The following is a 12,458-nucleotide window of genomic DNA, read 5'->3' as shown; positions in this document are numbered from 1 at the left end:
CCTGTTGTGGTTTTCCGACAGAACAGAAAAGCGGCGAAGTACACAATTGAGAAGCGTTATGGAAAGAAAGTATTTTGGCACTGATGGTATTCGTGGTCGCGTTGGCGAGGGAGCAATTACTCCCGATTTTATGCTGCGTCTGGGATATGCAGCGGGCAAGGTACTGGGAAGAATTTCCAAAGCTAAACACCACCGGCGCCCCCGCATCCTTATCGGTAAGGACACACGGGTCTCCGGCTACATGTTTGAGGCAGCGCTGCAGGCGGGCCTGATTAATGCCGGTGTTGATGTCGCCCTGTTGGGGCCAATGCCGACTCCGGCGATTGCCTACCTGACCCGGACTTTCCATGCCGGCGCAGGCATTGTTATCAGCGCCTCCCATAACCCTTACCATGACAATGGCATCAAGTTTTTCAGTGCTGAAGGTACCAAGTTACCGGATGAGGTTGAGCTGGAGATCGAAGCCGCTCTCGAGCTGCCAATGGAAACTTCTGACGATCTCGGTCGCGCCTATCGTGTTGATGATGCAGCCGCGCGTTACATTGAGTTCTGCAAGGCTTCCACGCCCTGGGGTTTCTCCCTTGAGGGGCTGAAAATTGTTCTCGACTGCGCCAATGGTGCCACTTATCACGTAGCGCCAATGGTATTTCGTGAGCTGGGAGCAGAAGTCAGCGTAATTGGAGCGGGTCCTGATGGACTCAATATCAATCTAGATTGCGGCTCCACTAAACCTCAGCAGTTGCAACGGGCCGTGGTTAAGCGCGGTGCGGACCTGGGGATAGCCTTTGATGGTGACGGGGATAGGGTGTTGTTCGTCGATGCCAATGGGGAATTGGTCGATGGCGATCAGCTGCTGTATATCATCGCTATGCACCAGCATAAATTCCTGGGCGGTTGCAGTGGTGTTGTCGGCACCTTGATGAGCAATTACGGTTTTGAGCTTGCATTACGCGAAAACAAAATCCCGTTTGAGAGAGCCAAAGTGGGCGACCGCCATGTGCTTGAAAAAATGTCAGCTAATCAGTGGAAGCTGGGAGGCGAATCCTCAGGCCATATTATCTGTGCCGATGCGTCTACCACCGGTGACGGTATTATCGCCGCACTGCAGGTACTGCGTGGCCTGTGTGAGTTTGATGAGCCCTTGCATCAGCTTAAGTCCCGTATGACAATGTTCCCCCAGCACATGATTAATGTGCAACTGGCTCATCGCGATGGTGTGCTTGATCACACAGATGTTAAGGCTATTGTTGTCGATGCGGAACGCCGACTGGCGGACAGCGGACGTGTGCTGCTGCGGCCATCTGGCACAGAGCCTCTGATCCGGGTAATGGTTGAAGGTCGCGATAGCGTCCTGGTAGAACAGCTGGCCAAAGATATTTCCTCCGTGGTGGAGCGAATTGGAAATAACTGATCTGCTGCGATTTAACCCGTAGTAAATCGGTCCTCTTGGGGCGCAGAAGAAACTCGTATAATTTTGGTTGTATGTTGGCGTCAATGTCGCTAAGATTTGCGCCCCTTGAAGGAGCACACATGCGAACACCGCTAGTAGCAGCAAACTGGAAAATGAACGGCAGCCGCGAGTTTGCCGAACGTTTTTTCACCGAACTCAACCTCGAAGGTGTGAAGTCCGGTGTTGTTGTTTGCCCATCTTTTCCATACCTCGGCCTGGTGGCTGATGCAGCGGAAAAGAGCGGAGGTTTCAGCTTGGGTGCCCAGGACCTTAGCCAGGAGCCCGAAGGGGCGTTTACTGGTGAGGTTTCCGCTAGCATGTTACTGGATTGGAATACCCGTTACGTTATTGTCGGGCATTCTGAGCGCCGTAGTCTCTACGGAGAAACCAGTGAGTTAGTGGCGAAAAAATTTGTTGCGGCCCAAGAGGCGGGATTGACTCCAATACTTTGCGTCGGGGAAACCCTTGAAGAACGCGAGCAGGAGCGCACTCTCGAAGTGGTTGCAAAACAACTTCAAGCGGTTGCCGATATCATTGATTCGGCTGGCTGGAAGCAGTCCGTGATTGCCTATGAGCCGGTATGGGCCATTGGCACCGGAAAAACTGCTACTCCTGATGAAGCCCAAGCTGTACATGCATTTATTCGCTCGCAGTTGGGAGATTTGGGCGCTGAAGTACAGATTTTATATGGCGGTAGTGTAAAATCCGCAAATGCCAGGGAGCTTTTTGCCCAGGCAGATATTGATGGTGCCCTGGTGGGTGGAGCCTCGCTGGATGCCGGCGAGTTTGCTGAGATTTGTCGCGCTGCTGTTTAAATTGACAGCACGCGGGTTGGCGAATACTGAATAACGGGTTGTTTAGACCCCGGTAGAGAGTTTCCAGAAAATGGAAAAATTGGTATTAGTTGTACACGTTTTGACCGCATTGGGCATTATTGGCCTGATTTTGTTGCAGCAAGGTAAAGGTGCCGAAGCCGGTGCATCCTTTGGTGCGGGCGCGTCCCAGACAGTTTTTGGTAGTCAAGGTAGCGGAAATTTCTTTTCCCGCTTGACAGCAATTTTTGCGACGGTATTCTTCGTCACCAGTTTCGGCCTGGCCATCCTGGCTAAGCAAGGTGCAGGCGCCAACGTTGATGCGGACCTTCCGCAAATTCCAGCAATGGAGCAGCAAATTGGCCCAGCCGAAGAACTGCCGGCTATCGACAGCGATATCCCGCAGCTCGAAACAGATTTGGAAACTGGCGATATCCCGCAGATTCCTGCAGACAGCACCGGCTCAGAAGAGCCAGCTGCTAACCAGGAAAGTGAGGAACAGCAGTAAAAGATTTTTGCCCAGGTGGTGGAATTGGTAGACACGCTATCTTGAGGGGGTAGTGAGCTATGCTCGTGCGGGTTCAAGTCCCGCCCTGGGCACCACATCAAGATCCGAAGAAGTTCGGAATCATTCAAAAAGCCCGGTAAATCCGGGCTTTTTGCTATCTGGAGGGTACACAGCCCTCCGTTCTTGTTCGTTGTCATCCGGTGTTACATTTGGTGCTACCTGGTTCAATTTAGAAACTGGTAGTACCACCATGGCTATGACAGGTGCTCAAATCAAGTAGGCCAAGCCAAGCGACAAGGATTAGTGGCTTGTGGATATCTGGTTGTTCTGTATATGGCTCTTATGCTCAGAGTTCAATACGCAAAGTAATGTAGCCAATAAAACTTGAGCGCTGGAATCAGCTTTAGATCTTAACTTTGGCCAAGTAGAGAGCCAGTCATTTCAACAAAAAATGATATGGACCACTAGCTGTTTGACTAAGTCAGGGAATAATTATGTATACCTTACGCCGTTGCTTATTTATAAGCTCCAGTATATTCACCCTAATTTATGTCTTGCGATGGCTTCTTGCCTATTCATGGTTGTGGGTGATTGGCTATCTTGTAGTTGGTGCAATATTCGTAGGTTTCTCAATGTGGCTTTACTCTGGTATGTATAACGAAGACGAATGAAAATTTTTGCAAGCGCGCATATGCATAGCTGAATAGTGTCGTCTTGGCGGTCTATGCGGTTTGAGTTTCTGTACTTTACCGACCACCAAGGGTTCTAGGGGGGCATGATTCTGGGCGCCCTTTGGGATGTTTTGGAAATCACTTCAACTAAAGTAGGGCTACCTTCAGAGCATTAGGTAAACCGATACGTTGTCGATTTGGAGTAGGTGAAGCCACGCTTGAATTTCAGTATCACGCTCAATCGTTGAGCCCCCTCAGTAGGGGGCAGGATTCAAAGTGGTGTTACTTTTTTGTTGTGCTTTCCTATACGTCCCGCACTGATCAAGAAACGAAGAGGCTCCGAATCATCCAAAATGCCCGGCTGGTCCGGGCTTTTTACTATTTAGAAAATTAAAATATTAACCTTTCACTTTGTCAGGAATTGCCCTGTATAGCCTTGAATATCCCTTCCTGGCTCACTCATTTAAGACCAGGTGCCTCTCCAATAATTTATAAGCCACCCGTAGAGCTCATCGGTGGTTGATGTGATTTTGTAGACAGAAAATATTCACTAGTAGGCCTGTAATTCTATGTAATAGCTTTTCCGGGAGGTTTGGTTGCGGGTTTATTTGGGGGGATGGATACTGGATTACTCCAGTTGCTCGGTATCAAGTTAGTAACTATTTTGCTTCCCATTCGCGATCCCTATTCTCGGCACTAGTTCTGAAAGTGAATTCAATATCGGCTGAGATTTTTGGTAAATATAGAAAAAGGAGTTTTCGATTGAAGTCTTATACCACTAAATACAAAAAGCTTTCGACACTTCGGGGGCTAGTAATATTTGTCGGGCTACTGTCCATGGAAGGTGTATCAGCTGACGCCTCTCCTTCTGATCTTGATATTGATAATGATGGTCTGATTGAAATTCGTAATTTCACAGACCTTAATGAGATTCGTAACAACCTAGACGGATCAACTTTATACAGTAGTAACTATGGTTGCCCAGAAAGTGGCTGTTATGGCTTTGAGCTGACCAAAGACCTGAATTTTGATACCAATGGCGATAGTTATGTTGATGCGAATGATGAGTACTGGAACGAGGGCTTGGGCTGGGAGCCAATCGGTACGAGTGAAAATCCGTTTACTGCGACCTTTGAAGGTAATGGCTATTCCATCAATAACCTCTATATAAACCTCAATGGAGGAGTATTAACGGTTCTAAATGGATACACAGGCCTGCTGGGAAACGTTCAATCGGCGGAAATACGCAATTTTACTATAGTTGATACTCTCGTTTCTTTTATTGGCACTATTTCCGCTGGGGGAGACTCTACAAGCCCAAGTGAAGGGTGCTCGGGAGATATGGCTGAGTCTAGTACTATTTCCAATAGTGAATTAGGTTCTATATGTGAATTAAGCTCGATTGTGCTGACCTTAGATTTATCCGATACCGAGATAGCATTACCCTATATTAATTTTGAATCTCCAGTAGAGGGTAATGAAGTATTTGTTATTGATTTATCTGAATTCCCTTCAGTTGATGAAGAGTGCGGGGCTAACGATTTTTCTGGGGACAACGATAGCTTTTGTGTTACTGGATCAACAATTAGTTTCCAGGAGGGGGCTGATGGTGACAGTTTTGTTGCTATTTCAAGTATTCCAGTTATACCTAGCGCTACGTTTAACTTTTACCCCATAGTTACGGCAAAGCTATCTCAAGCTGGTCAGTTCAGGGCTGTAATTTATGAGGATCAGGGACCGGCAGAGATTCAAGCCTGGGTTACAGATGAGTATGAGCTGGACCCATTTACCTATAGTTGGAACAGCCCAAAGCTAGTTCAGCTCAACGACTCTGGTGAAAGCGTATTTACCTTTGATCCAGCAGGTTTGTCGGGAGCTTTCGAAGTTACTGTTACTGTTACAGATTCTGGTGGTTTGTCAGATACTGCGAAGCTGATATTACGAGTGGATGGCAGTGCCCCTGTATTGTCTGATAATGAGGATGCTGATCAGGATGGGCTGAGTGACAGCCTTGAGGGATTCTTAGATTTAGATGGTGATCGCATACCGGACTATCTAGATAGGGTGGCGGTTCGTTCCCAGCTGCCGGTAAATAGAACTGGTGCAGTGATGCAAAGCTCTGAAGGGACAAGCTTGAGACTTGGTGATAGTGCCTATATTGCCGGTCAACAAGTGGGCCAGGTTACGTTGGAGGATATAGATAATCTCTTTGAGGATAATTTGGCAGGACAGAATAGCTATAAATTCCTGCATGGTATTTTTGACTTTGTTGTTTACGATACAGATTTTGGGGAAAGCGCTAACATCGTTGTCCCTTTAAATGCCGCCTTGCTCGAAGGTGCTCGTTATCTGAAATATCGCCAAAGTGTTGGATGGGTGGATTTTATTGAGGATGAATTTAACCATGTATCTTCTGCACTGGGGCAGTTGGGTGATTGTCCTGAGCCTGGCAGTGATGAGTACCAGCCAGGGCTCCATGAAGGCCATTTTTGCATCCAGCTCAGTTTACAAGATGGTGGCCCTAACGATGATGACGGGGAGGTGAATGGTATTATCGTTGATCCCGGTGCTGTTGCGACTCTCAATGTCAATGAGCCAATTGTAAGCATAAACTCCTATTTACTTGAGCGTTCACAGTTTCTGCTAGAGCAGGAAGCCCCGGTATTAGCTTTCTCTCTGCAGAGCGATTCTGCCGATGCGATATTGAAGTCATTCACAATTAAGGCCGATGGCGAGCTGAATGAAGTGTCAGACTTACAGCAGGTGCGTTTGTATTTGGATCGGGACAGTGACGGGATTGCCGCTGAATCGGAACTGATCGGCAATGGGTTTTATTCAATTGATAACGGCTCCCTGACGTTAGATTTATTCAATAAGTTTCAGTTGCCTGTCGGCGAGACCCGGTTTCTGGTGACGTATGAATTCTAAGTTTCAGAGAATTTTTTGGATTTTCTGCTAATGGTAGGTGGATATATGAAATCTTTAAAATCTGATATATGTTTATATCTTTTATTGGCTATGATTGCCTTTGTTGGGGCTTGTGCTGATTCATCGAATAATGTGGTAGAGCCGGATGAAAAATCGGCAAGTAAAGCCTTTTCAGTTAGCCTGGAGTCAGTTGAGGTTGAGAGGCTCAGTAATGGTGATGCTGTGTCTGTGGATACAAATGAGACTGAAAATAAAGATCTTGTTTTGGAATTTCCCCCCGACTAAATAATGTTTTAATAAGTAAGAACATAATGCCCCTTTTTAGGGGCTTTTTTGTGCGTAATTTTTAAGAAACTTATAAGGGGGATAATAGAGAGTGACTAATCATTTGTTAATGATTTTGTCATAAAGGATTTAAGTATCCAGATAAAGGCTGAAGTTGATGCAAATATCCTTACATTTATAAGGGTTGATATGGCAGTAGTCGATTCGTAGCGGGTAAACGGCCGTGCATATAATTTTCTGTCTGTGAGAGGGAAAAGATGCCCAGACTTGAGCCAGATCATTTTTCCCTAGTCAGAGTGGCATAAGGTAATGCAATTAGTGTCCCGGCAGTGACGCTGAGAGATTGAGCACTCAATAAATGAGGCAGAGGCGCTCGCACTGCTCTGAGTGTAACTGTTCCCTCTAGCTCTTGAAAAAGCATGGCTATAGCAGAGTAAGAGGGCGGAGACTGGATCAGGGAGGATCGTGGTGAATTTGGTTGAAGATTCCTGGCTGCCAATTATCCGGCGATGCGGTATGCAGGAAAGAATTGCTCCTTGGCAAATTGTCGAGGTGGATAATCCTGTCGTAGATATTTGCACGGTACGACCGGATTTTCGCGGGGCGCTGTTCCAGTTTTTAATTGGCCTGTTGCAAACAGCTTTTGCACCTGAAAGTGTCGATGATTGGGGAGTCTACTGGAAAAAGTCGCCTACTGAGGAAACACTAAAATCACGGCTGCAAAGCTACGCTCCCAATTTTGAGTTGTTTCAAGAGTCCGGGCCTGCATTTATGCAGGACTTGGAATTGAGCGAGGGAGAATCAAAGTCGATTGCCGCCCTACTGATTGAGGCGCCGGGCAGTAAAACCTGCAGAGATAATCAGGATCTATTTATTAAGGGCGGTAGGGTGCAGGGTGTATGTCCCAGCTGTGCCGCTAGTGCCTTGTTTACTTTGCAAATTAACGCCCCCTCCGGAGGAGTGGGGCATAGAACCAGTTTGCGTGGTGGTGGTCCTCTGACCACATTGATAATACCAGAGGCAGATGATGCCAACCTTTGGCAGAAATTGTGGCTCAATATCCTGCCACAAGAGGAATTTGGGTCAAGGTCTGAAAGCTCTGATAGTTGCATCTTCCCCTGGCTCGCTCCCTCCCGCCTCTCTGACAAACAAGGTTCCTCTACGTCTCCCAATGATACCCATCCCCTGCAAATGTACTGGGGTATGCCGCGCAGGATACGTTTCCATATCCCGAGAGAAGGCAAGGGTTACTGCGATCTTTGTGGAGAGCAGACGAGTCAATTAATTCGGGAATATACCACTAAGAATTATGGTATTAATTACGAGGGTCCCTGGATTCATCCCCTTACGCCCTATCGACGTGATCCCAAGAAAAAAGCCCCACCCTTGAGTTTGAAAGGTCAACAGAGTGGCCTCGGTTATCGGCATTGGTTGGGGCTTATGTGGAATGACCATTCAAATGGCGATGAAGCGAGCCGGGCGGTGAGCTTGTTCCATGAGGAATATGCAGAAATTCTCGAAGAACTTGATTTGAATGTCGATGTACGCCTGTGGGGATTTGGCTATGACATGGACAATATGAAAGCGCGTTGCTGGTATGAACAGGAAATGCCAGTACTGCCAATTTCCCCCGAGCACCGGTCGCTATTTATTCAGCTGGCAGGGCAGCTTTTAACGGCTGCAAAAGATACTTTGAAAGAGCTGCGCTTTAGGGTCAAGGCTGCCTGGTTTAATAACCCTAATGAGGCTAAAGGGGATTTTTCATTTGTCGATCAGGCGTTTTGGCAGGCGACGGAAAGCCAGTTTTATCACTCGCTCAAGCAATTATCCCTCGAATCCAAGAAATCCCAATTTACACCTGCACCGGTGGCTATTGCCTGGGCACACATATTGAAAAAAACGGCCTTGGCGCAGTTTGACCATTGGTCAATGGAGGGCTCTGCGGAAGACCTGAAATTGCAGCGAGTGACTCGGGCGCGACGTCTTTTAAGGAATAAGCTCGCCAGTCTGGCAAGTTTAAAGACTCTGGATAATACAGCCAAAGTTGAGCAACAACAGGAGGAATTGTGATGGCCGGATATCAATATCTTAGCGATACAGATGTGAGCCGACTGCGCGAGTGGCACCGCTGGCTCAATGACAAAGCTGGCCGGGCCGACCGAGCGCGTTTGCGCCGTGCGGTAGAGCCTATGGATGTAATGCCTACTCCCGCCTTTATCCGTTTTTTAAAGGATATGCCCGAGCGCTGGCAGAAAGATGAGCAAATTCGTATCGAAGATGCGGCTCTGGTAGCCACAGTAATTGCACACGTAAAAGCTGATAACACGAGCAAAACAATTGATATTGATAGCAGCGAGGCTATGGATGTCAGCTTTGCCCGATCCCTGGCTATGCCCCGGGAGAGGGGCGGGCGCCCCCCTTTAAGTGAGCTGCGCTTTTTTCAGTTGCAAAAAAGTCGCGATACGGCCGAGTTTTATCGCCGCATAGTACGGGCCCTGGCCCTGCTGGATGGCAGAGCCAATATAGCTTCTCTTGCCAATGATTTGCTGCACTGGCAAAGAGAAATGCGCACAATTCCCGCAAGACATCCACAGGAACGCCTGGCTGTGCGTTGGGCAACTGATTACTACGCCGTATTACCAGACTGAGAAGTATTTAGAGAATTCCAAATTAAAGGGGTCTTAGGGGCCTAAAAATATTTTAAATGCTATTCCCATAACAACACTAAGCACTAAGCACAGAGCAAAGCCAGACCGATTGACAGTGACTGTTGATCAGATACTTGAGAAATGAATCGAAGTAATGTGATGGCCTGACGGTCGCAACAAGGAGAGATTTATGAGCCGCTTTATTCAATTGCATGTATTGACCGCCTATCCCCCTGCGAACCTGAACCGGGATGACTTGGGGCGGCCAAAAACAGCGAAGATGGGAGGTTGTGATCGCCTGCGAATCTCTTCCCAGAGCCTTAAGCGTCACTGGCGAACGTCAGAGTTGTTCCAGCAGGTATTGGCTACGGAGCAGGGGGATAGCCTAATTGGCACCAGAACCAAGCGTCAGGGGGTACTGGCCTATGAGACTTTATTGGATCTGGGTGTCTCTGAAAAAAAGGCCAAATTGTGGGCACAGAAAATTGCCGAGCAATTCGGTAAGTTAAAAAAGCCGGAAAAAGATAACCCTCTGGCCGATTTGGAAATCGAGCAGTTGGTTCACCTCAGTAGTGCTGAGCAAAACGGGATCAGTGCACTACTGAAAACCTTGGCAGAAGAGGGGAGGGAGCCGGAGAAGACAGAGTTGGATTTATTGCGTAAGGAAAACATGGCGGTGGATATCGCCTTGTTTGGCCGTATGCTCGCTTCCAAGCCCACCTATAACGTTGAAGCTGCGTGCCAGGTGGCCCATGCACTCTCGGCTCACTCTGTAGTGATTGAAGATGATTACTTTACTGCGGTAGACGATTTGAATGATCGCAGCGAGGATGCCGGTGCTGCTCACTTGGGTGAGGCGGGTTTTGCTGCGGGATTATTTTATTCCTATATCTGCATTAACAAAGAGCTGCTAATTGAAAACCTGGGCGGGGATAAACCCCTGGCCGATCGAGCCGTAGCTGCGCTGACTGAGACAATCCTTAAAGTTTCTCCCAGCGGTAAACAAAACAGCTATGCCAGCCGTGCCTATGCATCTTATGTCGTGGCCGAAGCCGGTGACCAGCAACCGCGCTCTCTCTCTGCGGCCTACCTGAAGCCGGTTGATCGCTATAGCGAGGATTACGCCCATGACGCTATTGATGCACTGCAAAAGCAATTGCAGAGTTTCGATAAGGTGTACGGGGATTGTGCCGATAGCCGCTATGTTCTCAATGCCGTAACTGGCGAAGGTAATATCGAGGAACTTTTGGCCTTTGTCAGCGAATAGGTGGCGCTATGGAATACCTAGTATTTCGTCTTTACGGTGCCATGGCTTCCTGGGGGGAAGTGGCTGTGGGGGAATCCCGCCACAGCGCACACTACCCGAGTAAATCCGCTATTGCGGGACTATTTGGTGCGGCACTGGGGATACCCCGGGAGCGAGAGGATTTACATCAGAACCTGGCCCGGCAATATCGCCAGGCGGTAAAGGTGCTGAATGTAGGTACTTTGCTGAAGGATTTCCACACGGTACAGGTCCCAGATTCCGCCGGCAAGCGCCGCTACCATACGCGCCGGGATGAGCTGGTTGTAGGGAAAGCGCGTCTGGGAACCCTGTTATCCCGCAGGGAGTATCTGGTGGATGCGCAGGCGGTAGTGGCCCTGAGATCCTGTGAAGAGGCTAACTGGACTCTGGCGGAGCTGTGTGAAGCCCTGGCCCGGCCAAAGTATCACCTCTACCTGGGGCGCAAGGCATTTCCACTTTCAGCCCCCACTGCCGCACGGGTGATTGGTGCGGATAATTTCCGCAGCGCCCTGGATCATTATGAATCCCCGGAGTTGCTGGATTACCAACCGGAATGGGCCCGGCAGGAGCGCTGGTTGCCCACTGAAGAGAGTTGTCGTTACTACTGGGAGGGTAGCTTGGATGATTTCTCTGCGGAAGATGGAGTGTTTTCAGCAGGATCTGTACAGCGGCTTAGCCGTCTCGATCAGCCCCTATCTCGCAAGCGCTGGCAGTTCCAGCCGCGTATTGAAAATCTCTGGCAGTCATAAGGGAGCGGCTATGTATTTATCCAGAGTTCAACTATCTCCCTCGCTGGCGGTGCAGAAGCAGCTGGCACGGTTGCTCAGCGAAAACAGCTACGGTATTCATCAAATCTTGTGGGATCTTTTTGATGGTGATGAGCGTTTTTTATTTCGTGAGGAATCCTCGCGGGAACAGCTGCTTAGCAAACGCAATCTACCGGTGTATTACCTGCTGTCTAAAGTCCGGCCTGCGCAGGACAATCCGATATTTTTGGTAGAGACTAAAATCTTCGAGCCCCGCTTAAACCCCGGCGATCGGCTGGCCTTCCGCCTGCGGGCGAACCCTACAGTGGCGCGTAAAACTGAAGGGCAAAAGCGCGGCAAGCGGCACGATGTGCTGATGGATGCCCAATACCATTGGTTGAGGGAGCAGTGCGAATTGCATGGTTTACCTGTTGAAGGTGGCAAAGGGCAGCTGAAGCAGAGCTTGGTGCAGGAAAAGCCGGAGCAGTTTGACCAGGGGCAGATTGAAACCCGGTTACAGGATGTCAGCCAAACTGCCGCCCGCAGCTGGTTAATTCACCGGGGGACGCGCCTCGGCTTTGATATTTACCCACCAAAACTTCACTGCAATGGGTATCGTTGGAATTTGTTACATAAAAAGCAGCGCGGTGCTGGATTCAGTTCTGTGGATTACCGGGGAGAGCTTTTGGTTACTGAACCTGAATTATTTATAAAAAATATTTTTGCGGGTATGGGGCCGGCCAAAGCATTTGGTTGTGGATTGATGTTAATCCGCCGAATCTGATTGGGATAAATAGAGTTGTTATACAGATGGAAGTGTTTGAGAGCGAGGGCTGGAATTCAAAAGTATCGGTAACGATACTAAGACTTTAGCGGATAGCAAATAGGCAGATTTAGAGAATTCCCCGCATCAGCGGAGATAAATCGACCGGTGAGATGATGGTCAAACCAGCTTGATACTGTTCCCCGTATATACGGGGCTAAACCGGAGGGTATCCTGTTATACACTCCTTTCCGAATAGGTTCTCCGCATAAGCGGAGTTGCACCGGTAATTGCGCAATAAGGCGATCTTAACCGAGGCTGTTCCCCGCCCAGGCGGGGTTAAACCGTGGAAAATCGTCAAA

Annotated in this window: 10 protein-coding genes and 1 tRNA gene; all 11 read left to right on the top strand. The window is 48.7% G+C overall.

Annotation, left to right across the window (positions count from 1 at the left end):
* Nucleotides 1-58: 58 nt before the first annotated feature.
* The 11 genes from glmM to cas6e all read left to right on the top strand — a co-directional run bounded on the left by glmM (nt 59) and on the right by cas6e (nt 12,117).
* The gene (glmM, locus tag ACJJIE_RS12910; RefSeq protein ID WP_444891954.1) at nt 59-1,411 is read left to right on the top strand and encodes a phosphoglucosamine mutase; all 1,353 of its coding nucleotides are present in this window, start codon (nt 59-61) and stop codon (nt 1,409-1,411) included.
* A gap of 119 nt (nt 1,412-1,530) precedes the next feature.
* Nucleotides 1,531-2,265 (top strand): triose-phosphate isomerase, encoded by a 735-nt coding sequence (gene tpiA, locus ACJJIE_RS12905; protein ID WP_282931362.1) that lies wholly within the window; start codon nt 1,531-1,533, stop codon nt 2,263-2,265.
* A gap of 70 nt (nt 2,266-2,335) precedes the next feature.
* Nucleotides 2,336-2,770, top strand: coding sequence for a preprotein translocase subunit SecG (secG, locus tag ACJJIE_RS12900; RefSeq protein ID WP_444891953.1), 435 nt, complete (start codon nt 2,336-2,338; stop codon nt 2,768-2,770).
* Nucleotides 2,771-2,779: 9 nt separating this feature from the next.
* Nucleotides 2,780-2,865 (top strand) — tRNA-Leu (locus tag ACJJIE_RS12895).
* 1,338 nt (nt 2,866-4,203) lie between these two features.
* Entirely contained in the window at nt 4,204-6,369 is a 2,166-nt protein-coding gene (locus tag ACJJIE_RS12890) for a choice-of-anchor U domain-containing protein (protein ID WP_444891952.1), read from the top strand.
* 45 nt (nt 6,370-6,414) lie between these two features.
* Nucleotides 6,415-6,654, top strand: coding sequence for a hypothetical protein (locus ACJJIE_RS12885; RefSeq protein WP_282931375.1), 240 nt, complete (start codon nt 6,415-6,417; stop codon nt 6,652-6,654).
* Nucleotides 6,655-7,122: 468 nt separating this feature from the next.
* A complete protein-coding gene (gene casA, locus ACJJIE_RS12880; protein WP_444891951.1) occupies nt 7,123-8,724 on the top strand; it encodes a type I-E CRISPR-associated protein Cse1/CasA in 1,602 nt (533 codons plus the stop codon).
* A complete protein-coding gene (gene casB, locus ACJJIE_RS12875; protein WP_413663214.1) occupies nt 8,724-9,302 on the top strand; it encodes a type I-E CRISPR-associated protein Cse2/CasB in 579 nt (192 codons plus the stop codon). The genes casA and casB overlap by 1 nt, the downstream gene beginning before the upstream one ends.
* 190 nt (nt 9,303-9,492) lie before the next feature.
* Nucleotides 9,493-10,569: a type I-E CRISPR-associated protein Cas7/Cse4/CasC gene (cas7e, locus tag ACJJIE_RS12870; protein ID WP_282931378.1), complete on the top strand. Its 1,077-nt coding sequence runs from the start codon at nt 9,493-9,495 to the stop codon at nt 10,567-10,569.
* Nucleotides 10,570-10,577: 8 nt separating this feature from the next.
* Nucleotides 10,578-11,336 (top strand): type I-E CRISPR-associated protein Cas5/CasD, encoded by a 759-nt coding sequence (gene cas5e, locus ACJJIE_RS12865; RefSeq protein ID WP_444891950.1) that lies wholly within the window; start codon nt 10,578-10,580, stop codon nt 11,334-11,336.
* Between the two features lie 10 nt (nt 11,337-11,346).
* On the top strand, nt 11,347-12,117 hold the full coding sequence (cas6e, locus tag ACJJIE_RS12860) for a type I-E CRISPR-associated protein Cas6/Cse3/CasE (protein WP_413663212.1): 771 nt from the start codon (nt 11,347-11,349) through the stop codon (nt 12,115-12,117).
* Nucleotides 12,118-12,458: the final 341 nt, after the last annotated feature.

This window comes from Microbulbifer maximicatervae (SeqCode), assembly GCF_052467325.1.
Note: the sequence above shows the minus strand (reverse complement) of the source record. Positions and strands in the feature narration are given on the sequence as shown.